We start from the raw sequence: 24,759 nt of genomic DNA, 5'->3' as shown, positions 1-24,759 counted from the left end.
TGCGGCGGGCCTCTCGCCCGCCCGGGCCGATGGCTCGTCCGCCACGGCGGGGCCCACGCCCGCCGCTACGCTCCCGGCCCGTCCATGCACCCCGTCCGCGCGCGGCGCGCACCCGAGGCCGCGGCCCCGATGGTTTTCCGGGCCCGCGGCAGCCCATGAGGGTGAGGCCGGGAACGGCCACACGGCGGCAGAGAGCACTGCTCACCCCCACCCCACGGGCCCCGTGGAGCGCCGACGCCGCGCAGGGCCGCCCCTCATCGGCGGATCCGGAACGGCAGACGGCCCGGGGCAGGGCGCTCCTGCACTTCACCATGTCGCTGGACGGGTTCGTGGCGGGACCGGGGCGCACGGTGGACTGGATGACCGGGTTCTCGTCCCGCCCCGGGCTCATCGAGGAGTACGCGGAGAGCACAGGCGCCGTTCCGGGAGGCCGGGACGGCTGGGACTCCCACCCCGACGTCGGCATGATCCACGGGGCGCGCGGCGGGGGCCGGTGTCCGTGCTCACCCCTCACCCGCAGGACGCGCAGCCCGCCGACGGCGCGACGTTCCTCAGCTGCGACGTCGCCGACGCGGTCCGGATCGGGCTGGAGGCCGCCGGCGGCAAGAACCTCGAGGTCTTCCCGCCCTCCATCGGCCGGCAACTGCTGGAACGCGGGCTGGTCGACGAGGCGGACCTGCATGTCGCGCCGGTGCTGCTGGGCGACGGGATCCGGCTGCTCGACCGTCCCGGCGGCGCCCCCGTCCGGCTCGAACTGCTGAACGGCGACGATCCCTCGGCCACGGTGAACGTGCGCCACCGCCCCGTCACGTCCACCCGACCGGGCAGCCGGGGGAGCCCCTCGGCGCCGTTCGGGCCGTTCATACCTCATTACCAGGATCGCCCACAAATGAATGATTACGGACAAAAGGCACGATTGCTGGTAATCATGGACCGGTTCGCCGTCATTCCCCTGTTTCCGGAGCCGTCCATGCGCACTGTCCTCACCACCGCCCAGGTCTCGCTGAACGCACAGCGCCAGGCGTCCACTCCTCCATCGCCGAAGCCGTCGGAGCAGGTGGAGGAGCGGAGCCTCAGTTTCGAGGGTTTCGCGTACGGGTGCCGTGTCGTCCGTCAGAGCGCTCCGCGAACGGCGCCGTTGCTGCTGCTCGGCGGCTCGTCCCAGGACCGGTACTCCTGGCAGGCACACGAGAAGTGGCTGGCTCCGCTGTGCACGGTGATCACCGTGGATCTTCCGGGATACGGCAGCGCGGACTTCCTGCCCGCCCGGTACGGCATCGACTTCCTCGCCGCCGCGGTCAAGCACATGCTGGTGGAAACCGGGATGCCGCAGGTGAATCTCTTCGGCGGCTGCTTCGGCGAAGTGGTCGGCCTCCGCTTCGCGCAGCTGCATCCCGGGTTCGTCCGCCGCATCGTCTTCTGCGGCGCGGCGAAGCGCCTCCCCGCGATCTACACCGACGCCGTACCACGCCTGTCGCACGCGCTCGAACGGGGCGATACCGAAGCGGCCGTCGGCGGACTGGTCCGGTTGTTCATGTCGAACCCGGGCTCCGGCAAGGTCCGCAGGCACGCGGCCGTGACACGCCTCCTCCAACGGCAGTTCATGAACCAGACGCCGGACGAGATCACGAAGGCGGTCGAGCACAACACGAGACTGGTGACGCACGGCTGCTACGAGCCGCTGCCCGTCCCCGACGTGCCGACCCTGGTGTTCACGGGAGAGTACGACACCCTGTGCACCCCCGAGATGGGCCGCGAGCTCGCCGCGACGCTGCCCGCGGCGCGGTTCACGACCGTCAAGGAGGCGGACCACCTGGTCACCGTCGAGCGCAGGGAGGAGTCGTCGGAGCTGATCGGCCGGTTCTGCACCGACCGCCCCATCGACGACCTGCCGTACTGCGGCCCCGTGGAGTCACCGGGCGCCGAGCTCATCGGCGCGACGCCGTGCCGATGACGGACATACGGAGAGTGGCCGGGACCCGGTGCCGGGTCCCGGCCACTCTCCGCTGTACGAGTGTTTCCGCTGTACGGGACGTCAGGACTTCTCGCCCGGGAGGACGACGCTGTTCGTGCAGGACGCTTCGGCCCCACCGGAGCAGGTCTGCGCCGAGTCGTTGACGACGCGAATCCTTCCGTGCTCTTCCGACGTGACCTCGTACTCGGCCGCCTGCGCGCAGCGAACGGTGCCCCTGCTGTCCTTGACGCAGTCGCCGGCCCCTCGGCCCCGACGGCCTGGACGGCACCGGCACCGATCAGGGCGAAGCCTCCCAGGACTCCCGCCACCGCAGCGATCTTCTTCGACTTGAACATGTACCTGTTTCCTTGACGGTCGACCCCGTGACCGAACGACGGAGTCGTTCCTGATGCATGGCCCCGGCCACACCGGTCAACGAACGGGGCAGGCCCGGGGCTCGACCACCTGGTTCGAGCCCCGGGCCTGCCCAGTTCACCTGGCAGTGATCAGCGGTCCTCGCCGCCGATGGCGAAGCTCGTGCCACAGGCCTGGGAGTTGGTGTCGTGGCTCTCCGCGCTGGCGATGCCCAGGATGCCGACCGCGACGTTGATGTCGCCGATGTTGATGAGCCCCTTGGTGGAGTTGTCCTGGGCGCAGGTCGTGGCCTGCTCGTTGCCCAGCTTGAACTCGTGGCCGTCATCGGCGTGGCTGACACCGGCGCCGAGGAAACCGACGCTGCCGAGCATGGCCATGACGACAGCGGCCTTCTGGTACTTGCGCATTACTTCTCCATTCATCTGGACACGTTCTGTACTGAACGCGTCACTGACAGTCGCCAATCTAGGCGACGTTTTGCGTCAGTTGTTAGGGGAAACGCCGAATCACGCTTTTTCTGAAAGGGGACTCACCGCGCCTCGCCGGCGGAGGCGTCAGGACTTCCCGCCACCGGCGACGACGCTGTTCACGCAGGAGAGCCGGGCGGCCGAGCCGGAGCAGGTCTTCGTCGACTCGTTGACGAAGTGGACCTTTCCACTCCGGTCGGGCGGGAGCTGATACTGCCTCACCTGCTCGCAGCGAACGGTGCCCTGACTGTCCTTGACGCAGTCGCCCGGGTCCTCGGCACCGACGGCCTGGACGGCACCGACGCCGATCAGGGCGAAGCCTCCCAGGACTCCCGCCACCGCTGCGATCCTCTTCGACTTGAACATCTACCTTTTCCTTGACGGTCGACTCGCCGCCACTGAGCGGCTAAGTCGTTCCGGATGACTGGCCCGGCCACACCGGCCAGCCGGCCGGGCAGGCCCGGGGCTCGCACACGTGACTTCGAGCCCCGAGACCCACCCAGATCACTTGACGGTGATCAGTGGCGCTTGTTGTCGTGCTTGTTGTCGTGCTTGAAGTCCTTGTTGTCGAGCTTGAAGCTGGTGGCGCAGGCCTGGGAGTTGGTGTCGTAGCTCTCCGCCTTGCCGTAGCCCAGCAGGGCACCGACGCCCACGTTGACGTCGTCGATGTTGACGAGTCCCTTGCTCGAGTTGTCCTGGGCGCAGGTGGTGGCCTGCTCGTTGCCCAGCTTGAACTCGTGGCCGTCACCGGCGTGGCTGACGCCGGCGCCGAGGAAGCCAACGCTGCCGAGCATGGCCATGACGACCGCGGCCTTCTGGTACTTGCGCATTACCTCTCCGTTTCTCGAGTGGACACAGCCCGTGTCGGGCTGGTCACTTGCAGGAGTTAACGTAAGCGAGCTTTTGTGGCTTTGGGTAGCCAAAACGCCGAAATGCGTAAGTTTCTTGTGGAGACGCATGTGGTGGCGCCGCCGCACACCCCGGGCAGCCGAACCGGGCGTCACCCACCCTCCGCCCGAGCGCGCCCGGGGCACCGGGAATCGGCTTCCGTCGAGGAAAGCCCCTACTCGTCCGGGGAAGTCCCTTTTCTAACGGGTGGTCCCGGGACGATCGCCGTGACCAGGTCGAGATCGCCGCGTTGAGCGGGGCGTGCGGCCGCGCGTCATGCTGCCGCGCTTACCAGACCAGTTAAGGAGAACGTGATGTCTCGCATCGCGAAGGCGACCACCGTCGCTCTCAGCACGGGCGCCGTGATGCTCGGCGGGGCCGGTATCGCCACGGCGAACGCCGGCGCCGAGGGCGCGGCGATCGGCTCGTCGGGCGCCCTGTCCGGCAATGTGGTCCAGGCTCCGATCCACGTACCGGTCAACGTGTGCGGAAACACCGTCCACGTGATCGGCTTCCTCAACTCGGCCGTCGGCAACACCTGCGTGAACGACAGCCACAAGAAGCAGCACAAGGGACACGGTTACTGACATCCGCCGTCGTGACCCGAGAGCCCCGGCGCCCCGAGCGCCGGGGCTCTCGGCATGAACGTCAAAGACCCGCGTCCCCGCGCGTATTCGGGAAGGGTGGGCATACGAGAGTCGGCCCCCGGTGAAGACCGGGGGCCGACTCTCGTATGGCATGGCCTCAGGCGTGGAGCCCCAGATCGCCGTGCACCGGCTTGGCCTCGTTCACCACGGCCGCCGCCTCCTTCGCCGTGCCGAACACCGAGGTGTCCTGCTCCGCGCCCTTCGACTCGTCGTGCAGCGGCATCAGTTCGAAGGGAACCGCGGTGCGCGTGTTCAAGCCGGTGTCGAGGCCGGTGGACGTCAGGTCGGTGACGTCCTGGGCGTATGCGGGCGCGGCCATACTGGCGGCGATCAAGGACCCGGCAAGGACGGCGGCAGCCTTCAGGGACTTCATCGTGTTCCTTTCTTCGGCAACGCGGGTCGCCGGAGTGATTCTGTCGCCGTGCCTAACGATGCCCGGCCGGACCGGAAACCGGGGGACCACGGATTGACGAGTCCTCATATGAGATCAATCAGCCGACAGCAACACCGTCGGCGTCAGCGGAGTGGTCGCGGGCCGCGTGATCGCAGGCAAGGTGACGGCCGGGATCCCAGGCGAGGGCGTCAACGGCGTGATGCTCGACGACGTCACGCTCGACGACGTCACGCTCGATGACGTCACGCCGGAGGACGTCGTGGTGGACGTCGTCGTCTGCGTGGTCACGACCGACACCTGCGGGTCGCCGCCGGGCAGCGCGTCAATGAGCTTCTCCGCCTCGGCCAGCAGGTCGTCGAGCAAGGAAAGCGTCGGGTCGGCTTCGTGGTCGGCCCCGTCCGCGATCTCGTCCAAGATCTCTTCCACGATCTCTTCGGCGGTTTCGGCGGTGGACTCTTCGGTGCTCTCGTCGGTGGCTTCCTCATCGGTTGCGTCATCGGTTGCGTCATCGGTTGCGTCACTCGCGTCGTCACCGGGGAGGAGCAGGTCCAGGAGGCGGTCGACGGCATCCCTCAGGTCGTCCAGCGCGTCACTCGTGGGGTCGGTCTCGGCCATGGGCAGCAGTACGCCCGGCGCGGGGGCCGAGGCGAACGGCGTGATTCCGAGGGCCTGTTGCTTCACCTCGGCCTTCTTCAGCGCGTCCTTCGCGGCCTCGCCCAGTGTCCTCGCCTCGGCCGCGGGCAGTCGGCCGTTGTCCGACCGGGTTACGGCGGCCAGCAGGTCGGCGACCGGGGTGAGTTCGTCCCCGCGCACGTCGAGGTTCCTGACCTGCACGAGCGGCGTCTCGGGCGACGCCACCCGGCTGCGCTCACGGGCCGGGTCGGCGGCCAGGGCAGCGGTGCCGGTGATCCCGACCAGGAGGGCGGCGCACAGGGCGCTGGATGCGATGCGCCGTGCAGGCAGAGCGCGCATGGGAGTTCCTTTCCACAGACCTCGGTTCTTGAGCCCACCGTGAGAGCGCCCCTGGCTTCCCGCAACCGATCGTGGGCCTTTCGGTGTCCCGCTCTCACCCTGTTGCCCCGTCCTGCCTGATGAGGCCGCAGGCCGGGCCGTCCGAACCCCGTTCAGCGGATCGGCATCGGCCGCTCCACGCGGACTCCGCGGCGGGCCGGGACCGCGTGGGCGTCGCTCCTGGAACGCGGACTTCACGATTCCAACACACTTGTCAGTATTCACCGAGTTTCGTCAAATTTGTCCGGTCGGTGGCTAGAGTTGCGACCCTCCGGACACACCCCTCGGGCGGACGCACCGCACTCTTCGCGCTGCCTGTCACCGCCACCTGCTCCGAAAGGCTCCGCCGGTCATGCGCCATTCCCTGGGCCAGTTGCTTCGTCATGCAACGGTGGGCGTCCTCACCCTGATCACGACGTGGGCCCCCTGCGGCTCCTCCGCTGCCGCGCCGGCCGCGCCGCCCGCGCCGGAGGCGAGCAGCCTTGCTTTCCAGGAGCGGTACCGCGCACTCCAGCACGGCGGCATCGTGCGCGCCGCCAACTCCGCCGCCACCTGCCGCCCGAGCCAGAGGGCCTGCGCGGACGTGCAGGCGGGCGCGCGCGGGGTGAACGGCGACTTCGACATGTTCTATGTCGACGTCGACCGCGACTCGAACACCTACAACTCCTCCCGCGCGGAGGTCCGGCTGCCCTCGGGCTCCCGGGTGACGTACGCACGCCTCTACTGGGGCGGCAACCTGCTCGTGGGCGAACAGAAGCCGCCGGAGGACAACGGACGGGTACTGATCGCCGAACCCGGCGGGGAGTACAAGGAGCTCCTCGCCGACACAGTCGTCGGACACCGGGTGGCGGACGGCGCGGACGCCTTCCAGGCCTCGGCGGACGTGACACCGCTGGTGCGGGACAGCGGGCCGGGTCTGTACACCGTGGCGGACGTCAACGTGGCCTCCGGCCGGTCGGCGGCCGGTGGATGGGGCGGCTGGACGCTGGTGGTGGCGTACGAGAACCCGGCGGAGCCGCTGCGTCACCTCTCGCTCTGGGACGGCTTCACACCGCTGGGGTCCACCGCCGGACCGGAGATCCGGCTGAGCGGCCTGGACCTCGCCGCGGGCGCGGAGGGCGAGGTGGGACTGGTGGCGTACAACGGCGACCGCGGCACCACCGGCGACTCGCTCACCCTGACCACCGGCACGCCTGCTTCCACCGTCGTCCTCGCCGACGCCGCCAACCCCGCCGACGACGTCCTGAACTCCACCATCAGCGGGCCCGGGCAGGCTGCCCCGGCACGGGTGCCGGCGCACGCCAACACCCTCGGCTACGACTCCGACGTGTTCGCCCTCGGCAGGGGCCTGCTGCGCGCCGGTGACCGGGCGACCCTCCGGCTCGGGTCCGAGCGGGACGCGGCGTGGGCCGGCGTGTTCTTCCTCGCCGCCGACGCCCGGCCGTGAACACGCCGTCCCCTGTCCCGAGCGCCTTCGCCAGTGAGGAAACCGTGCGCATGGACCTGTCACCCTCCGGCCGTCGGCCGCGGGTACTGCACCTCACCCAGCCGGTGGACGGCGGGGTCGCGCGCGTCGTGACGGACCTGGTCCGCACCCAGCTGGCGGACGGCCTGGACGTCACCGCGGTCTGCCCCGACAGCGCCCTCGCCACCCAACTGCGGGTGCTCGGCGCGCAGGTACGGAGCTGGCGGGCGACGCGGTCGCCGGGTCCGTCGCTCGTGCGGGAGGTACGGCACCTCGCGCGGCTCATCGACGAGGCGCGCCCCGACCTGGTGCACGCGCACAGCGCGAAGGCCGGGCTCGCCGGGCGGCTCGCGGTGCGCGGGCGGATTCCGACGGTCTTCCAGCCGCACGCCTGGTCGTTCGAGGCGGTGGGCGGGCGGACCGGGGCCCTCGCGCTCAGATGGGAGCGCTGGGGGGCGCGCTGGGCCGCGCGGGTGGTGTGTGTGAGCGAGGCGGAACGGGCGACCGGGGTGCACGCCGGGATCGCCGGCCGGTGGACCGTCGTCCCCAACGGCATCGATCCCGAGCACTTCCACCCGGCCGACGCCGGCACGGTGCGGGCCGGGCTCGCACCGCTCGCCGGACTGCACCCGGCGGCGCCGCTCGCGGTCTGCGTGGGCCGGTTGTGCCGGCAGAAGGGGCAGGACGTCCTGCTGCGGGCCTGGGAAACCGTCGTGCGCAGGGTGCCGGCCGCCCGCCTCGTCCTGGTCGGCGACGGCCCGGACCGCGACCGGCTGCGCGAAGACGCCCCGCGGTCCGTGCTGTTCGCGGGAGCCGTGCCCGACGCCTCGCCCTGGTACCAGGCCGCCGACCTCGTCGTCCTGCCGTCCCGCTGGGAGGGCATGGCCCTGGCCCCACTGGAGGCGATGGCCTGCGGGCGCCCCGTGGTGGTCACCGACGTCGACGGCGCCCGCGAGAGCCTGCCGTCGTCCTTCGCCGCCCGGTGCCTGGTCCCGCCGGAGAACCCGGCGGCGCTGGCCGAAGCCCTGTCCGAGTTGCTGCTCGACCCGCCGCTGTGCGAGTCCCTCGGCGACCGGGGCCGTCGGCACGTGCTGACCCGCCACGACGTGCGGCACACCGCCGAGCAGGTCGCGGACGTCTACCGCGACCTGCTCGGCACATGGCCCACCAGGAAAAGGACGTGTCCGTCCGGGGCCGTCGAGCGTGGCGAGGCCCATGGCGCCGAGCCCGGACAGCCGCTCGACGCGGGCTGCGGCGCCGAGGCGAACCGGACGACACAGAGTGTCGAGCCCACCAAGCACAGCAGGGAGTCCATCCGCTCGTGACTGCCGAACGTACCGTGCCCTCCCCCGGCGTACCGCCGCGGGAGCACGGATCCTCAACCGTCTCCGTCATGCCGCCGCGCGGCCCCGCCACCGGTTTCCGGTCCCCCGCCAAGCGGCGCCCGGCGCGGTCCGCCTCACCGGTTCCGCTGCTCCTCGCGGACGGTGCCGCCGCCCTGTTGGGCACGCTGGCCCTCGCCGGCGCCCAGCGCCATCCGTCGCTCGTCCTCCTGCTGGTCGCCGCCTCGCTGCTGCTGCGCCCGCGCGACGGCCGGCCCCGGTGCCGGGGCTGCTGGACGAACTGCCCGCCGTGTGCGGCCGTATCGTCGTGGCCTGGCTGGCGCCCGCCGCGCTGTGGGCGGCGTACCGGCCGGAGCACGCGCTGGCCGCCGGCACCGTGCTGACCGGCCTCGCCGTGCAGGCGGCGGCGGCCTGTGCGCTGCGTGCGGCCGTGCACGAGCGGCGCCGCGCCGCGCTGCTGCGCCACCCGCGCGCCGCGCTCGTCATCGGCCCGGCGGCGACCGCGCAGCGCGTGGCCGCCGCCGTGCTGCGCCACCCTCGGTGCGGCGTGCGGCCGGTGGGGGTCGTCGCCGAACAGCCGGACGACGCCGAGGGCGTCCCGGTGCTGCGGACCGGTGAGGAGGTCGAGCGTGCGGTCATCCAGAACGGGGTGCGGGCCGTGCTGACCGTTCATCCCTCGGTCCGCGCCGAACAGGGACCGCTGCTGCGCACCCTGGCCGAGTCGGGCTGCGTGATCTGGGAGCTCGACGCCGACTCCCCCTCGTACACGGCGCGGGAACGGCTGGCCGGGTTCGCCTGTCGGCGTCTGGACCTGTCCTCGGCGCGCCGCAACAGTGTGGGCAAACGGCTGCTCGACATTCTCGTGTCGGGAACGCTGCTGATGCTGGTCGGCCCGCTGCTGCTGACGTGTGCGGCGGTACTGCGGATCAGCGACGGGCCGGGCGTGGTGTTCCGGCAGGAGCGCATCGGCCGGAACGGAAAGCCGTTCACGCTGCTGAAGTTCCGCACCTACCGCCCCGCCGACGAGCACGAGTCGGCGACCCGGTGGAGCGTGGCCAACGAGAACGAGATGCGCCGGTTCTGCCGGATGCTGCGCCGCACCTCGCTCGATGAGCTGCTCCAGCTGTGGAACGTGCTCCGGGGCGACATGAGCCTGGTCGGACCGCGTCCCGAACGCCCCTACTTCGTCGCGCAGTTCGCGCACACCTACCCGGGCTACGCGGCCCGTCACCGGATGCGGACCGGAATCACCGGCCTCGCCCAGATCCACGGGCTGCGCGGCGACACCTCGATCGAGGACCGCTGTCGGTTCGACAGCGCCTACATCGACGACTGGTCGCTGTGGCAGGACGTCTGCATCCTGCTGCGCACCGCGGCGTCGCTGGTACGCCCGACGGGGAGCTGACAGACGTGAGCCATGCTCTCGCACCGCTGCCGCGCCGGGCCGCCGCGTTCGCGCCGGTCCTGCCCCTGGTGGCGGTGCTCGTGCTGCTGGCCCTGCCGCTGACGTATGACGGGGCGGGGCCCGCCGACGTGGTCTCGGGGCTGCTGGTGGTGTACTGCGTGATCCGTCTGCTGCGCGAGGGGCGGCGCCCGCTGTCGCCCGCCGCGGCGGTGGTGCTGGGCCTGCCGGTCGTGGGACTCGCGCTGGCCGCCATGGGGGCGTCCTCTCCCGAGGCCTCACTCACCGGCCTCGGCCGCTATCTGCAGGTCTTCGTGCTCGTCCCGGCGGCCGTGCTGACGCTGGTCCGCGGCCGCGCCGACTTCCGGGTGCTGGCCTGGTCGTTCGTGGGGCTCGCACTGTGGCAGGGGGCCATCGGTGTGCACCAGTACGCCACCGGGACCGGCGCCTCCTACCAGGGCGAGCCGATCCGCGCGGTCGGCACCTTCGGGGCGCAGGACGTGATGGGCATGGCGGCGGCGGTCTCCCTCGGTCTGGTGTGCGCGGTGGGGATCGCGCTGGGCCGGGCGCCGGTACGGCAGCGGGCGGTGGCCACCGGATGCGCGCTCGCGCTGCTGCCGCCGCTCGCGCTCTCCTTCAGCCGGGGTGCCTGGATCGCGACCGCCGTGACGTGCGCCGTGCAGCTGGCGCTGGCCGGGCTGCGGCGCGCGCTGAAGGCGGCCGCGGCCGTGACCGCCGCGGGAGTGGTCCTGATGGGCGGGTTCGGCGTCGGCACGACGCAGCTGACCGAGCGGATCGACAGCATCGCGCAGGTCACCGACGCCCCCGACCAGTCCGTGGTGGACCGGTACGCCCTGTGGGCGTCCGCCGGCGACATGTGGCGGGAGCACCCGCTGACCGGTGTCGGTCTGAAGGGCTTTCCCGAGCATCGCGACGGGCACGCCACCCTGGCGCTGTCCTCGGGCAGCGACATCGCGGGCGCGGGAGCGGAGTACCACAAGCAGGCGCTGCTCTCGCCGCACAGCATGTACCTGCTGGTGCTGAGCGAGCAGGGCCTGATCGGGCTGCTCACCCTGGCCGGAAGCTGGCTGGCACTGCTCCTGCTCGGGCTGCGCGGGTTGCTGCGCGTCCGCCGTCGGGGACCGGGACTGGACTGCGGGCTCGTCGCCTGCGGGCTGCTGGTCTGGCTGCTGACCGACTTCGTGTACGGAGACATCGGCGGCCCCTCGACGGTGCTGACCGCCCTGAGCCTGGGGCTCGCCGCGTGGTGGGCACTGGGCGGCGGTGAGCGGGGGCACCTCGTGCCGAGGGGCGGCCCACGGGAGCGCCTCGAGGAGGCCGCGGCGCGATGACGGTGGTGCCTTCGCAGACCCCCGGACGCGGAACCGACCGGGCCACGACCGTCCCCGCGGCGCGTACCGCGCCCCCGGTCGGGGACGGCACCGACCCGTCGTCGGCCTCGGCCTCCCGGAAGTTCCTCGCCAGGGCCACGCTCGTCACAGCGTCGCTGTCCATCGGCGGCTCCCTGCTCGGCCTGTTGCGCGACCAGTCGCTGGCGCGGCTGTTCGGTGCCGGGAGCGACACGGACGCCTTCCTGGTCGCGTGGACCGTGCCCGAGCTGGCCGCCACGCTGCTGATCGAGGACGGGCTGGCGATCGCGCTGATCCCGGCGTTCAGCATGGCGCTGGCCCGCCGCGCCCGGGGCGTCCCGGGCGATCCGGTCCGCGAACTGGTCGCCGCCACCCTGCCGCGCCTGTGCCTCGCCTTCGCCGCGGTCGCCGCGCTGGTCGCCGGGGCGGCTCCCTTCCTGGTCCAGGTGCTGGCGCCCGGCCTGCCCGACCCGCAGCTCGCCGTCGACTGCACCCGGCTCACCGCGATCAGCCTGCTGGCCTTCGGGCTCGCCGGATACTGCAGCGCCGCCCTGCGTGCCCACCGCCGGTTCTTCGCGCCCGGGGCGATCTACATCGCGTACAACACGGGCATCGTCGCCGCGATGTTCCTGTTCGGCGGTGAGTGGGGCGTGCGTGCCGCGGCGGTCGGGGTCGCGGTGGGCGGCTGCCTGATGGTGGCGGTGCAACTGCCGTCGCTGTGGCGGCAACTGGCGTCGCGCACGCCGGCGGTCGGCGGGGCGCAGGCCGGCGGCGAGGAACGGCCGGTGCGGCTCGCCCTGATCGCCGCCGTCCTCCTCTTCGCCCTGTGCCGCCAGTCGCAGGTCCTGGTCGAACGCTTCCTCGCCTCTTCCCTGCCGGCCGGGGCCATCTCGCACCTGAACTACGCGCAGAAGGTCGCCCAGATCCCGATGACCCTGTCGCTGATGGTGTGCACGGTCACCTTCCCCGTGGTGGCGCGGGCGCTCGCCGACGGTGACACCGAACGGGCCCGCGACCGCGTGGAGCGGGATCTGGTGCTGTCGTCCTGTGTGGTGCTGCTGGGCATGTGCGCGGTGATCGCCTGTGCCCCGCAGATGGTCGAACTGCTCTTCCAGCGCGGTGCGTTCACCGCGAGCGACACCGCGGCGACCTCCGGCGTCATGCGGGTGTACGCCCTCGGGCTGCTGGGGCAGACCCTGGTGGGCACTCTGGTCCGCTCGTACTTCTCGGCGGGCCGGCCCAGCTGGTACCCCCTCGCGGTGATGGGCGTGGGCATCGCCGCGACCTCGCTGATCGGCGCCGTCGCCGTGCGCCCCTGGGGGTGGCGGGGATCGCCGCCGCCAACGCCGTCGGCATCACCGTCACGGCCGCCCTGCTGCTGGCCGGTCTGCGAACGGCCCGGCGCGGCAGCCCCAGCGGTCTCTCCCTCCGCGTGCGTCAGGTGCTGGCCGGGCTGAGCCGGCCGGTGCTCGCCTCGGTCGTCGCCACCGTCGCCGGGGCGTTCGCCGCGGGCCGGGTCGACTCCCCCGCGGCGGGCCTCGCGGCCGGCTGTCTCACCGTGACCGCCGTCTTCGTCGCGCTCTCCCTGGCCCTGGGCGTCCAGGGCTCCGCATCCGCAGTGCGCTCCGTACGCACCCTCACCCGAAAGCTCACTCATGACCGCTTCCGTTACTTCCGTTGATTCCGTCGGCACCGGCAGACTCCCCACCGCGCCCCGGGCCCCGTCCCGTGGGTGGCGATGTACCACTCGGTGGGTGACTGCTCGGACGATCCGTACCGCATCACGGTCACACCCGGACGGCTCGAGGGGCAGTTGGCCTGGCTGCGGCGGCGCGGGCTGCGCGGTGTGTCCGTGGCCGACCTGCTCGCCGCCCGCGCCCGGGGCGCGAGCCGGCACCTGGTCGGACTCACCTTCGACGACGGGTACACCGACTTCGTCACCGAGGCCCTTCCGCTGCTGCGCCGCTGGGACTGCGGCGCCACCCTCTTCGTGCTGCCCGGACGGCTCGGCGGCGACAACGCCTGGGACCCGCTCGGCCCGCGCAAGCCGCTGCTGACCGCGGACGGCATCCGGCACGCGGCGGCCGAGGGGGTGGAGATCGGCTCGCACGGGCTGACGCACGTCGACCTCACCCGGGCGGACGACCTCACCCTCAAGGCCGAGGTCGCCGAAAGCCGCGCGCGGCTGGCGGAACTGACGGGCACCCGGCCCGACGGCTTCTGCTACCCGTACGGCACGGTCGACGCCCGCGCCGTCCAGGCGGTGCGGGCAGCGGGATACTCCTACGCCTGCGCCATCGACCCCGGCGCGCTGACCGGCCCGCACGCCCTGCCGCGCGTGCACATCGGCCAGAACGACACGGCCTGGCGCCTGTACCTGAAGCACCGTCTGCACCGGTTTCGCCGACGCCCGGCGGAAGGCCTGTGAGATGAGGGCTCTGCACATCATCACCGGTCTCGGTGTCGGCGGGGCCGAGCAGCAGCTGCGTCTGCTGCTGCGTCACCTACCCGTCGGCTGCGACGTCGTGACGCTCACCAACCCAGGTGCCGTCGCCGAGGGTCTCGCCGCCGACGGGGTCCGCGTCGTGCATCTCGGCATGGGCGGCAACCGTGACCTGACCGCGCTCCCCCGGCTGGTCCGGTTGATCCGCGCCGGCGGCTACGACCTGGTCCACACGCACCTGTACCGGGCCTGCGTCTACGGCCGGCTCGCCGCGCGGCTGGCCGGGGTCCGCGCGGTCGTCGCCACCGAACACTCCCTGGGGGAGAAGCAGATGGAGGGCCGCAGGCTGACGGCGGGGGTGCGCGCGCTGTACCTCACCAGCGAGCGGCTCGGGTCGGCGACGGTCGCCGTCTCCCCGGCGGTGGCCGACCGTCTGCAGCGGTGGGGCGTGCCCGCTCCCCGCATCGAGGTCGTCCCGAACGGCATCGACCTGGACCGCTTCCGCTTCGACCCGGAGCGGCGCGCGCACACCCGGCGGCGCCTCGGCCTGCCGGAGGGCGCGTTCGTCGTCGGCGGCGTCGGCCGGCTCGCCCGGGGAAGCGGTTCGACGTCCTCGTCCACGCCCTCGCCCGGCTCCCGGACGACCACTGGCTGCTGCTGGTGGGCGGCGGCCCCGAGGAGCACCTCCTGCGCCGCACGGTCAGCGAGGTCGGCGTGACCGGCCGCGTCCTGTTCACCGGCGAACGTCCCTACGGCCTGGACGGCTCACCGGGCCCCGACCTGCCCTCGCTCATGTCGGCGATGGACCTGCTCGCCTCCCCGTCCGCGGAGGAGGCGTTCGGCCTGGCAGCCGTGGAGGCGCTGGCGTCGGGCCTGCCCGTGCTCTACGCCTCCTGCCCGGCGATCGAGGACGCGGCGCCGTCGGCCGCCGCCGGTGCCCGGCGCGTGCGCGGCGGCCCCGAGGCGTACGCGCGCGCGATCGCCGAGGTCCGCGCGGCGGGCCTGCGGCCGCGCACGGCCTCCGAGGTCGCGCAGCGCTACAGCATCACCCGCAGCACGGCCCGCCTCATGGACGTGTACGCGGCCGCCGTCTCCCGTTCCCCGTCGTCCCTCTCACCCCTCGGAGCCAGCACGTCATGACCGACACTCCGGCCCGTTGGCGCCGCCTGTCCCTGGACCGTGTCAGGAGGCTGCCGACCTGGTCCGTGCTCGTGGTCGGCGGCACTCTCGTCGGCGGCCTGATCGGCGGCACGTACGGCATGCTCACCCCCAAGACCTACACGGCCACCAGCTACGTCGTCGCCGTACCGACCGCGAAGTCCACCCCGGAGTCCGCCCGCGGTTTCGCGCAGGCGTACGGACGGGTGGCCACGCAGCTCGCGGTGCTCGGGGACGCCCAGGTGTGGGCGGGCGTTCCGGTGCGGACCCTGCGGGACAGCGTGCGCACGGCGACCTCGCCGGACGCGCCGATGGTCGCCGTCTCGGCCACCTCGCCGCACCCCGGCCTCGCCGTCGACATGGCCAACGCGGTCTCCCGCGCGCTGACCCGGCACGCGGACCACACCAGGAGCAGCACCCAGGTCCGGCTCGTGCAGTTCTCGCGTGCGGTGAAGCCGAGCGAACCGACGTCCGCGTCGCCGGCGGTGACCACGCTGGTGGGGGCGAGCGCGGGCGGGCTGCTGGGCTCGCTGGCCCTGCTGGCCCGGCCCGGGCGCACCGGCCGGAACGCCGAGGACGCTGATCCCGTCCCGACCGCCTCGGTGCCCGGCCCGGCCACCGCCGCCGACGCGCGCGAGCAGCGGTGACCGCGGTGTACCCGGCCGGGCCGGCGCTCGCGCTACCACATGCGCGACCACCAGTCGAAGCGGAGGCAGAGCTTTCCGCCGAGCCAGTGCTCCACCCAGTTGCCCAGGTCCAGCGGCGAGCAGCTCTTCGGCGCGGTGGGCGGGAGCGTGGGCGCCGGGGTCGCCGTGCCGGTGCGGCCGGACAGTGCGGTCCGGTAGACGCGGGAGGAGTCCGGGTTGTCCTTGCACTGCCACACACCGTGCGGGCAGTAGTCGGTCACCGTGTTGTACAGCGGCCTGTGCTCGTCCATCCACGCGAGCATGCGGCGCATGTATTCGGGATTGTCGCCGTTACGGAAAAGCCCCCATTCGGGATAGGAGAGGGGCTTGCCGTGGGCTTTCGCGAAATCCACGTGTGCCTGAAGCCCGTACGGCTCTTTCACCTGTTCGTCGAACGGCATTCCGGCCGGCTGGTCGTAGGAGTCCATGCCGACGATGTCGACCGTGCCGTCCCCGGGATAGCACTGCGTCCAGGGAACGGCGTCCCGGCCGCGGCTCGGCGCGAAGTCGAACCGGAACTTCTGGCCCGGCACCGCGCGCATGGTGGTGACGATCCTGTTCCAGTACTTCTTCCAGGCCTCCGGATCCGGCCCGCACCGATGGGTGTACGTGGCGCCGTTCATCTCCCAGCCGAGCACGAGGACCGTGTCCGGCACCTTCAGCCGGACCAGCTGCTCGGCCAGGGCACGGAAGTGGTGATCGAACTCTCCGGCCGCGCCCCGCCGCAGCAGCTGCCGGACCTCGCCGTCGGAGACGCCCTCCTCGTTGCGCTCCTGCATGGGCACGTTGAGGACGAGCATCCGGTCGTCCTTCTTGTTGCGCCAGTGCGCCCACGCCTTGAGGAAGCCGACGTCGCCCTCGATGTCGCTCCAGTGGTTGCCGGGCAGGTAGGTGCGGCCGACGCGGAGCTCGGCACCGCCCAGCCAGCGGCTGAGCTGCTCCATACGGGCCACGCCACGGGCGTCGGAGGCGAGGAAGGCGCCGAAGGCCGGGGTCTTCCCTGCCGGTACCGGAAGGGACGGCACCGTGATCGGGGGCGCCTTGACGGACGGTGGCGGGATCAACGGCACGGGGCCCGCCTCCGGCATGAGGTCCGGGAAGGCGGCACCGGACGCCGTCGGGCCCGGCACCGGAGCGCGGGAGTCGTCGCCGCGCGCCACCTCCGCCCCCGAGTCCGTGCCCGCCGTGAGACCGGACACCAGGGCGGCCGACACCGCGATCACCACCGCGCCCACGACCAGCCCGCGAACCCGGACACGCTCGTGCTGTGGGGCCATACCGGCTCCTTTCTTCGCTCTCGTCCGAACTTCAGCTTCTGAACCCGTTATTGACGAACAGTCATACGAAAGTCAGTCACAGGAAAACTCGTGGCGCCACCGCCACGCGGCTTTCGAGTGCCGTACTCGCCCGTGTGGGTGAGCCGATCGAAAAGAACCCCGAAGGAACCGAAGAACCCGAAAGAAGGAGAGAGTTCGTGCCGCTGCTCGACACCCGCGTCCCCGCCGTCATTCTGCGGATCGACCGGAATCCCTTCCATCACGGAACGCTGGGGGCCGTGCGTTCGCTCGGCAGGGCGGGAGTGGAGGTGCATGTCGTCGCCGACGAGTCCGGAAGTCCCGTTCACCGGTCACGTTATGTCCGGCGGCTGCATCCACCGCCGGCACCCGGCGCGTCCGCGGACGACGTCCTCGCCGTGCTGCGCCGCGTGGCCGACCGGATCGCGTGTCCCGCCGTCCTGGTCCCGATGGACGACGCGAGCGCGATCGCCGCCGGATGCCTGCGGGACGCCCTGGCACCCTCCTACCTGCTGCCCGCGATGCCCGGCACACTGCCCGCACGCGTCGCCGACAAGGCGGAACTGGCCGCCGTGTGCGCGTCCGCGGACGTTCCGCACCCGGTCACGCTCGTCCCGGACAGCCCGCAGCGGGCCACCGAGGACGCGTGGCGGCTCGGGCTGCCCCTGGTGGCGAAGTGGAGTCGGCCCTGGCTGCTGCCGGCCGGCAGCGGACTGCGCAGCACACTGCTGGTGCGGTCCGCGGAGCAGGCCCGGGAGCTGTACCTGCGTACCGACGAGGCGGGCAGTCGGCTCCTGTTGCAGGCCTACCTGCCACCGGGACCGGACCGGGACTGGTTCTTCCACGGCTACGCCAACCACTCGGGCGCCGTGCGCACGGGTGGGCCGGGCCGGAAGCAACTGGCCTGGCCGCGTGGCGCGGGGCTGACGGCGGTGGGCTGCTGGACGCCCAACCCTCAGGTGCAGGCCCTGGCCGAGCGGCTCACCGGCGAACTGGGCTACCGCGGCATCTTCGACCTCGACTTCCGCCGCTGCGGCACGACGGGCCGTTACCACCTGCTCGACTTCAACCCGCGCCCCGGCGCCCAGTTCCGGCTCTTCGAGGACAGCGCCGGTCTGGACGTCGTACGCGCCCTCCACCTGGACCTGACGGGCCGTCGACCACCGACCGGGGAGCCGGTGGCCGGGCGGAGGTTCGTGGTGGAGAACTACGCGCCGCTCGCCGCGCTGCGCACGGCGCCGGGCGGACGCGAACTGGCCTGGTACGCCCGGGACGACCGCGGACCCGGACGGGCGATGTGGGCCCTGTGGGCCCGTCATGTGTCCGGCCGGCTGCGCGAGCGGCTGGGCGCCCGTACGGCGGCGGCACCGGCATCACCCCTGATCCCCCGGGCGGCCTCGCCCTCCCCGACCGACAACGAGAAAGCGAGCAGCTGATGATGTACGACCTTCTGGTGGTGGGCGCCGGACCGTACGGCCTGTCGATCGCGTCCCACGCCGCGGCCGTCGGGCTGAACCTGCGTGTGTTCGGCCGGCCCATGGCGTCCTGGCGAGACCACATGCCCGGCGGCATGTTCCTGAAGTCGGAGCCGTGGGCGTCCAACCTCTCGGACCCCGGCGGACAGCGGACCCTGGCCGCCTACTGCGCGGAACAGGGCCTGACGGTCCGTCACGCGGAGCCGATCCCGGTGACGGCGTTCGCGGAGTACGGCCTGTGGTTCGCCCGCCATGCCGTGCCGGAGATCGACGAGCGCATGGTGGCCCGGGTGGCGTCCGGCCCCGCCGGTTTCATGGTGATCACCGACGACGGGGAGGCGCTGCACGCGCGGACGGTGGCGCTGGCGGTCGGTGTGATGCCGTTCATCGAGGTACCGTCGGCCCTGCGCGGACTGCACCCCTCACTGGTGACGCACAGCAGCCATCACAGCGACCTCGACCACTTCCAGGGCAAGGACGTCACGGTGCTCGGCGGCGGTCAGGCGGCCCTGGAGACCGCGGCACTCCTCGCCGAACAGGGCACGCGCGTACGGGTGCTGGCGCGGGCGGACCGGGTGCGGTGGAACGACGTGCCGCCGGCCTGGGAACGCCCCTGGTGGCAGTCGGTCCGCTCCCCGCACAGCGGCCTCGGCCCCGGCTGGCGGAACTGGTTCTACTCCGAGCGCCCCGGCCTCTTCCGGCGTCTGCCGCAGCCGACCCGGTCACGCATCGCGGCCACGGCGTTGGGCCGGCGGGCGCGTGGTGGGTGCGGGACCGGGTGGAGCGCGCGGTGGAACTGCTGCCGGGCCACGAGGTCACGGCGGCCTGCGCGGTGCCGGGTGGCGTACGGCTGGATCTGGTGAACCTGGTGGGTGAGGCGCGCTCCCTCGGGACCGAACACGTCATCGCCGCCACGGGGTTCCGGGTGCATCGCGACCGGCTCGGCGTGCTCTCCGCGGAACTGCGCGGGACGCTGGCGGCCCTGCCCGACGGTTCCCCGGAGGTCGGACGTGGATTCGAGTCCTCCCATCCCGGCCTGTTCTTCGCGGGCCTGACGACAGCATCCGGCTTCGGCCCGTCCATGCGCTTCGTCCAGGGCGCGACGTACACGGCGGCGGCACTCGTCCAAGGGGTACGCCGCCGGCTCAGGTCCACCCCCGCGCGTGGAACGGTCCCGGTTCCGTCGGCCGTCGGCCGAGCCGAGTCGCCGACGCCGGTGAGCCTCTGACGGAAAGCCCCTCCCCGTACAGCACTGCGCCCCCGGACCGGCCCGAGCCACCGTACGAGGTGGTCCGAGCCGGTCCGGGGGCGTGCCCGGCCGAAAGCTCCGGAAAGCCGCGCGGATGCCGCGCGGACCGGGCCCGCGCAGCCGGGAATGGCTACCGGCGAAGGGCGACGCGACCGCGGCGGTACAGCAGCGCCCCACCCACGAGCAGGGTGGCACCGGCGGCCGAGGCCACCAGCACGCCCTCACTGCCGGTCTCGGCCAGGTGCGGCGGCGCGCCGGGCTCGTCCACGGCCTGAGGCGGCGTGTCGACGACGTGCGTGGGAGGCGGGGTGTGCGTACGCGTGGGCGGCGACAGAGGCGTCCTGTCCTCGGTGTCGTGCTCGGGCTCGGGCGACCGGTCCGGCCCGTTGCTGCAGTCGTTGCCGTGCGTCGAGTTGAACAGCCCGACCAGGCCGACGTTGTTGCCGCACACGTTCACCGGCACGTCGAGGGGCACCTGAACGAGGTTTCCGGACAGCACACCGTGAGAGCCCTTGGCGGCTCCCTCCGCGTACGCGCCACCGCCGTCGTGGCCGCCGCGCGAGGTGTTGCGGCAGTCGTTGTCGGACGCCTCGTTGAACGCCCCGACCACGTCGACGTTGTTGCCGCACACGTTCACCGGTGCGTGCACCGGCACCTGGACGAGGTTTCCGGACGCCACACCGTGAGAGCCCTTGGTGACTCCCTCCGCGTGCGCGCCACCGCCCTCGTGGCCGCCGTGCGAGCGCTCGGCGGAAGACCGGTGCCCGGCCTGGTGACCGGTCTGGTGCCCGGACTTGTGCTCGGACTGGTGACCGGTCTGGTGACCGGACTTGTGCGACGTGTTGCCGCACACGTTGCCGGACGCCTCATTGAACGCGGAGACCGCGCCGACGGTGTTGCCGCACACGTTCACCGGCACCTCCACCGGCACCTGGACGTTGTTTCCGGACAGCACGCCGGAAGAGTCCGTGGCGACCCCCTCCGCGTGCGCGTCGGCGAAGGCGGGGGTGCCGTACAGGGACAGAATGCCCGTGGCGGCGGCCGCCGCGAACACTCCCCTGCTCAGGGTCTGTCGCAATGTCTTGTCTTCCTGCTCGAAGAAGTGGGAAAGCCGGCGGCCTCGGCACGGAGATCGACGCGCGAGGCCGGCCATGGCGGAGCCGGGAGGCTGGTACGCGGACGCCACGGCGTGCTCCCCGTCGTGAACGGCTCGAGGTCCGAAGGCGGAAGCCTCCGCCGACGCCGAGTCCGCAGAGGCTTCCGCGTTCGGCCTTCTGCTCACCGTCGGGAATGCCTGCGGGAGATGCCGGTGTACCGCGGACGGAACAGCACAGCGCTTTCCTTTCTCGTGGCGTCGCAAGCCCTTCTGCTTCATCAACCCGACGCACGGGAATCGGTTGCGCAGGTTCACCCGCTTGGCCCACTCGGCCCGTGGGCTACGACACCACGTCCTTGCGGGCGAAACCGCGGAAGGCCAGTGCGAACAGCACCAGCGCGTACGTCACCGAGACCGCGGTGCCCTGGATCATGCCGGACCACTCCGGGCTCGGCTGGACGGCGTCCGCCCAGGCGAACTGCCAGTGCGCGGGCAGGAAGTTCCGCCACTCGCCGAGAGCGGTCACGGCGTCGAGGACGTTGCCGACGATGGTCAGTCCGACGGCGCCGCCGACCGCGCCCAGCGGGGCGTCGGTGCGCGTCGACAGCCAGAACGCGAGCCCGGCGGTGACCAGCTGGGACACGAAGATGTACGCCACGACCACCGCGAGCCGCTGCGCCGCCGTCGCCGGGTCCAGCGAGCCGCCGGTGGGGATCTGCAGCGGGCCCCAGCCGTAGGCGGCGGTGCCGACGGCGAGCGCGACGACCGGCAGCAGCACCATCGCGGCGAGGCTGAGTCCCAGCCCGACGACGAGCTTGGACCACAGCAGCCGCATGCGCGGCACCGGCGCGGCGAGCAGATAGCGCAGCGAGGACCAGCCGGCCTCCGAGGCGACCGTGTCCCCGCAGAACAGGGCGACCGGGATGACCAGCAGGAAGCCCGCCGAGACGAACAGGTTCACGGCGGCGAAGTTGGCGCCGGACGCGGTGGCCGTGTCCATCAGGGTGATCCGGCCCTCCCGGCCCTCCGGCTCACCGCCGATGGCGAAGGCGACGACCAGGACGAACGGCAGGACGGCGAGGATCGCGCCCATGACGAGCGTGCGGCGGCGCTTCAGCTGCCGGACCAGCTCGACCCGCAACGGCAGCGTGCGGCCCGCGCGGTAGCCGTCGGCCACCTCCACGGGTCCGGTCGGCTCCGTGGGCCCGACGGGCTCCGTGGGCCCGGTCCGCTCGGCGAGCGTGCTCATGCGGAACCTCCGATCATCGTGAGGAAGGCGTCTTCGAGGCGGCGGTGCGGGCCCACCGACTCCACCGGCACTTCCAGCCGGACCAGTTCGGTGACCAGGCGGGCGGCGGTGCCGTCGGCGTCGAGGCGGACCAGCAGTCCGTCGTCGACGCGGACCGCCGAGGCGACGCCCGGCAGGGCGGCCACCTTCTCGGCGAGCGGCTCGTCCACGGGGGACCCGGTGCCCACGAGCAGGGTGTCGCCGGAACCGATGATCTCCCGCACCGGTCCGGCCTGGACCAGCCCGCCGCGGTCCATGACGACGAGGTGGGTGCAGGACTGTTCGACCTCCGACAGCAGGTGGCTGGAGACGATCACCGTGCGGCCGGCGGCCGCGTACCGGATCATCACCTCGCGCATCTCGCGGATCTGCGGTGGGTCCAGGCCGTTGGTCGGCTCGTCCAGGATGAGCAGGTCGGGCAGGCCGAGCATGGCCTGGGCGAGGGCGAGGCGCTGGCGCATGCCCTGGGAGTAGGTGCGCACCGCGCGGGCGAGGGCGTCGCCGAGGCCCGCGATCTCCAGGGCCTCGTCCAGGTGGGCGTCCTCGGGCGGGCGCCCGGTGGCCTGCCAGTACAGTTCCAGGTTCTCCCGGCCGGACAGGTGCGGCAGGAAGCCCGCGCCCTCGACGAAGGCACCGACCCGGGAGAGCACCGGGGCGCCGGGGCGGATGGCGTGGCCGAAGACGCGGATCTCGCCGCCGTCGGGTTTGATCAGGCCCATCAGCATGCGCAGGGTGGTGGTCTTGCCCGCGCCGTTCGGCCCGAGCAGGCCGAGGACCTGGCCCTTCTCCACGCGGAAGGACAGGTTCCGTACGGCGTACCGCTCGGCGGAACGGACGTAGCGCTTGCTCAGGTCCGTGATCTGCAGGGGCACGTCCGCGAGTTCGGGGTCGGGGGGCGCGGCGGCCGTGCGGCGGCGGCCGGTGAGCACCAGGACGAGGGCGGTCACGGCTCCGGCGAGCGGCAGCCACCACACCCACGCGGGCAGCGGGGTCGCCGCGGTGGTCACCCCGGGCGCGGTGGGCACGGTGAGGTCGCTCTTGAGGGAGACGGTGTACGTCGCCGGGGCGGCCGGTGAGGCGTAGCCGAGGTCGGTGGAGGCGAGGACGAGACGCAGGCGGTGGCCCTGCTGGACCTCGTGGTCGACGGCCGGGAACGTGAGGGTCACGTCCTTGCCGGCCTTGGCGTCCTCGACGCGGACCGGGGCGACCAGCTGGGACGGCAGCACCTGCTGCCGTCCGTCCGGGCCGACGTCGTACACCTTCCCGAAGAGGACGGCGTCGTCGCTGGTCGACTTCACGTGCACGGTGGCCGTCGGCGATCCGGTGATCCGCAGGTCGCCGGTGACCGGGGCCGACTCGAAGCGGGCGTGCTGACCGGGGAAGTCCAGGGAGACGCCGACGCCGAGCGAGGACAGCTGGGAGAGGCCGCCGGCACCGCCGAGGCCGGGCAGGGCGGAGATCGCGGGCGGGCTGGCACCGGCCGGGTTGGCGAAGCTCTGCTCGCGTCCGGTGAGGGGGAAGGACCTGCCGCCGCCGGTCAGGCCCGGGTAGCGGTCCGCGCTCGCGCCGCTCAGCACAGTCCGCCCGTTGGTGGAGTCGACGCCGCCGGTGCGGGTGACGCGGAAGGCGGGGCCGGTGTCGGCGCCCTTGTCGTCCTTCAGGTACCGGTCGAACCAGGCCTGGGTCCGGGCCCGGATGCGGTCCGCCTCCGGGTCGCCGCCGTCGTGCCCGCCGGCGATCCAGTCGACGTCGACCGGGGCGCCGCCCGCCCGGATCGCCTTCGCGGCGGCGTCGGCGTGGCCGAGCGGGAACAGGGAGTCGCTCTGGCCCTGCATCAGCAGCGTCGGTACGTCGATGCGGCCGGCGACGGCGGACGGGGACCGCTCCTTCAGCAGCGCGACGGCCTCGGCGTCCGGGGTGCCGGACTCGGCGACCCGCTCGTACATCCGGCACAGCGCGGGCTCGAACTTCTCGCAGCCGCCGCCGGAGTTGACGAAGACGCCCGCCCACAGCTTCTTGAACACGCCGCCCGGGAACAGCGCTTCGGCGAGGTCGAAGTAGGTGATCGCCGGGGCGATGGCGTCCACCCGGTCGTCGTGCCCGGCGGTGAGCAGCGCGATGGCGCCGCCGTAGGAGGCGCCGGCCATGCCGAGGCGCGGGTCGCCGTCCTTGTCCAGTTCGACCTCGGGCTGCTCGGCGAGCCAGTCGATGAGCCGGGAGACGTCGGCGACCTCGCCCTTCGGGTCGTTCAGCCCGATCTTCCCGGTGGACGCGCCGAAGCTGCGCGCGGACCAGGTGAGCACCGCGTACCCCTCGCGCGCGAGCTCCTCGGCCTGCTGCCGTACGTCGTCCTTGCTGCCGCCGAAGCCGTGCCCGAGCAGCACGGCGGGGCGGCGGCAGGCCGGACCGGCGGTGAAGTACGAGGTGTCGATGCGCACCCCGTCACCACCGTCGCCCATGCTCATGACGCGGTCGGCCCGGCTGACCGCGGGCGCCGGGCCCTCGGAGGCGACGGCGGTCCAGGTGCCGGCCCCGGCGAGCACGACGACGGCGGCCGCGGCGGCCAGGGTTCGTCGCGGCCGCCACGAGCGGGGCCACCGCAGTGTGGGCCGGCCGGGCATTCGAAGATCCATGCGTCAACCGTACGGGGTCGACCCGGCGGCACGGTGCCGACCGCAGACCGAACCAGGTGACCTCCCAGCGGCGTACGCGACACCCGCCGCATACCGCGCCCGCGGTATGCGAACATCCGC

Annotated in this window: 18 protein-coding genes and 4 pseudogenes; 13 read left to right on the top strand and 9 right to left on the bottom strand. The window is 72.5% G+C overall.

Annotated features, from left to right (window positions below):
• The first annotated feature begins 499 nt into the window (after nt 1-499).
• Complete coding sequence (locus tag WJ438_RS26820) at nt 500-1,954, top strand: alpha/beta fold hydrolase (protein ID WP_406727496.1); 1,455 nt, start codon at nt 500-502, stop codon at nt 1,952-1,954.
• A 506-nt stretch (nt 1,955-2,460) separates the two neighbouring features.
• Here WJ438_RS26820 and WJ438_RS26815 read toward each other — a convergent pair.
• The 3 genes from WJ438_RS26815 to WJ438_RS26805 all read right to left on the bottom strand — a co-directional run bounded on the left by WJ438_RS26815 (nt 2,461) and on the right by WJ438_RS26805 (nt 3,626).
• Entirely contained in the window at nt 2,461-2,736 is a 276-nt protein-coding gene (locus WJ438_RS26815) for a hypothetical protein (RefSeq protein WP_406729821.1), read from the bottom strand.
• A gap of 147 nt (nt 2,737-2,883) precedes the next feature.
• Complete coding sequence (locus WJ438_RS26810; RefSeq protein ID WP_406727495.1) at nt 2,884-3,162, bottom strand: hypothetical protein; 279 nt, start codon at nt 3,160-3,162, stop codon at nt 2,884-2,886.
• A 152-nt stretch (nt 3,163-3,314) separates the two neighbouring features.
• On the bottom strand, nt 3,315-3,626 hold the full coding sequence (locus WJ438_RS26805; protein ID WP_406727494.1) for a hypothetical protein: 312 nt from the start codon (nt 3,624-3,626) through the stop codon (nt 3,315-3,317).
• 372 nt (nt 3,627-3,998) lie between these two features.
• Between WJ438_RS26805 and WJ438_RS26800 the strand changes: the two genes are divergently transcribed.
• The gene (locus WJ438_RS26800; RefSeq protein ID WP_406727493.1) at nt 3,999-4,271 is read left to right on the top strand and encodes a chaplin; all 273 of its coding nucleotides are present in this window, start codon (nt 3,999-4,001) and stop codon (nt 4,269-4,271) included.
• Between the two features lie 157 nt (nt 4,272-4,428).
• On the opposite strand, the gene WJ438_RS26795 is transcribed toward WJ438_RS26800, so the two are convergent.
• Both WJ438_RS26795 and WJ438_RS26790 read right to left on the bottom strand, forming a co-directional pair.
• Nucleotides 4,429-4,704 carry a hypothetical protein gene (locus WJ438_RS26795; RefSeq protein WP_406727492.1) on the bottom strand — a complete coding sequence of 92 codons (276 nt, stop codon included), beginning with the start codon at nt 4,702-4,704 and terminating at the stop codon, nt 4,429-4,431.
• A gap of 114 nt (nt 4,705-4,818) precedes the next feature.
• Nucleotides 4,819-5,583 (bottom strand): hypothetical protein, encoded by a 765-nt coding sequence (locus tag WJ438_RS26790; RefSeq protein WP_406727491.1) that lies wholly within the window; start codon nt 5,581-5,583, stop codon nt 4,819-4,821.
• Nucleotides 5,584-6,088: 505 nt separating this feature from the next.
• On the opposite strand from WJ438_RS26790, the gene WJ438_RS26785 reads away from it, so the two are divergent.
• The 9 genes and pseudogenes from WJ438_RS26785 to WJ438_RS26745 all read left to right on the top strand — a co-directional run bounded on the left by WJ438_RS26785 (nt 6,089) and on the right by WJ438_RS26745 (nt 15,564).
• On the top strand, nt 6,089-7,183 hold the full coding sequence (locus WJ438_RS26785; protein ID WP_406727490.1) for a DUF3344 domain-containing protein: 1,095 nt from the start codon (nt 6,089-6,091) through the stop codon (nt 7,181-7,183).
• A 50-nt stretch (nt 7,184-7,233) separates the two neighbouring features.
• Nucleotides 7,234-8,526, top strand: a complete 1,293-nt coding sequence (locus tag WJ438_RS26780) for a glycosyltransferase family 4 protein (protein ID WP_406727489.1) — start codon at nt 7,234-7,236, stop codon at nt 8,524-8,526.
• Nucleotides 8,523-9,949 (top strand): annotated as a pseudogene (locus tag WJ438_RS26775) (exopolysaccharide biosynthesis polyprenyl glycosylphosphotransferase). The gene WJ438_RS26780 and the pseudogene WJ438_RS26775 overlap by 4 nt, the downstream one beginning before the upstream one ends.
• Nucleotides 9,950-9,954: 5 nt before the next feature.
• Entirely contained in the window at nt 9,955-11,298 is a 1,344-nt protein-coding gene (locus WJ438_RS26770) for an O-antigen ligase family protein (RefSeq protein ID WP_406727488.1), read from the top strand.
• Nucleotides 11,295-12,997: pseudogene (gene murJ / locus WJ438_RS26765) on the top strand (murein biosynthesis integral membrane protein MurJ). The gene WJ438_RS26770 and the pseudogene murJ overlap by 4 nt, the downstream one beginning before the upstream one ends.
• Nucleotides 12,998-13,054: 57 nt before the next feature.
• Nucleotides 13,055-13,744: a polysaccharide deacetylase family protein gene (locus WJ438_RS26760; protein WP_406729820.1), complete on the top strand. Its 690-nt coding sequence runs from the start codon at nt 13,055-13,057 to the stop codon at nt 13,742-13,744.
• A 1-nt stretch (nt 13,745) separates the two neighbouring features.
• Nucleotides 13,746-14,198, top strand: a pseudogene (locus WJ438_RS26755) (glycosyltransferase); the annotation flags it as partial.
• A gap of 2 nt (nt 14,199-14,200) precedes the next feature.
• Nucleotides 14,201-14,899 carry a glycosyltransferase gene (locus WJ438_RS26750; RefSeq protein WP_406727487.1) on the top strand — a complete coding sequence of 233 codons (699 nt, stop codon included), beginning with the start codon at nt 14,201-14,203 and terminating at the stop codon, nt 14,897-14,899.
• The gene (locus WJ438_RS26745; protein ID WP_406727486.1) at nt 14,896-15,564 is read left to right on the top strand and encodes a lipopolysaccharide biosynthesis protein; all 669 of its coding nucleotides are present in this window, start codon (nt 14,896-14,898) and stop codon (nt 15,562-15,564) included. Before WJ438_RS26750 ends, WJ438_RS26745 begins: the two co-directional genes overlap by 4 nt.
• Before the next feature lie 32 nt (nt 15,565-15,596).
• Here the strand turns inward: WJ438_RS26745 and WJ438_RS26740 are convergent, their stop codons facing one another.
• Complete coding sequence (locus WJ438_RS26740; RefSeq protein WP_406727485.1) at nt 15,597-16,880, bottom strand: glycoside hydrolase family 26 protein; 1,284 nt, start codon at nt 16,878-16,880, stop codon at nt 15,597-15,599.
• 197 nt (nt 16,881-17,077) lie between these two features.
• On the opposite strand from WJ438_RS26740, the gene WJ438_RS26735 reads away from it, so the two are divergent.
• Entirely contained in the window at nt 17,078-18,334 is a 1,257-nt protein-coding gene (locus WJ438_RS26735) for an ATP-grasp domain-containing protein (RefSeq protein WP_406727484.1), read from the top strand.
• 2 nt (nt 18,335-18,336) lie between these two features.
• Nucleotides 18,337-19,601, top strand: a pseudogene (locus WJ438_RS26730) (NAD(P)-binding domain-containing protein).
• Nucleotides 19,602-19,752: 151 nt separating this feature from the next.
• On the opposite strand, the gene WJ438_RS26725 reads toward WJ438_RS26730, so the two are convergent.
• From WJ438_RS26725 to WJ438_RS26715, 3 genes are all read right to left on the bottom strand, one after another.
• Nucleotides 19,753-20,700, bottom strand: coding sequence for a chaplin (locus tag WJ438_RS26725; RefSeq protein WP_406727483.1), 948 nt, complete (start codon nt 20,698-20,700; stop codon nt 19,753-19,755).
• A gap of 358 nt (nt 20,701-21,058) precedes the next feature.
• Nucleotides 21,059-21,967, bottom strand: coding sequence for an ABC transporter permease (locus WJ438_RS26720; protein WP_406727482.1), 909 nt, complete (start codon nt 21,965-21,967; stop codon nt 21,059-21,061).
• Nucleotides 21,964-24,639 carry an alpha/beta fold hydrolase gene (locus WJ438_RS26715; protein ID WP_406727481.1) on the bottom strand — a complete coding sequence of 892 codons (2,676 nt, stop codon included), beginning with the start codon at nt 24,637-24,639 and terminating at the stop codon, nt 21,964-21,966. Before WJ438_RS26715 ends, WJ438_RS26720 begins: the two co-directional genes overlap by 4 nt.
• Nucleotides 24,640-24,759: the final 120 nt, after the last annotated feature.

Source organism: Streptomyces sp. GD-15H (assembly GCF_045291515.1).
In the GTDB taxonomy this organism is placed as follows: Bacteria; Actinomycetota; Actinomycetes; order Streptomycetales; family Streptomycetaceae; genus Streptomyces.
This window is presented reverse-complemented; position numbering and strand designations above follow the sequence as displayed.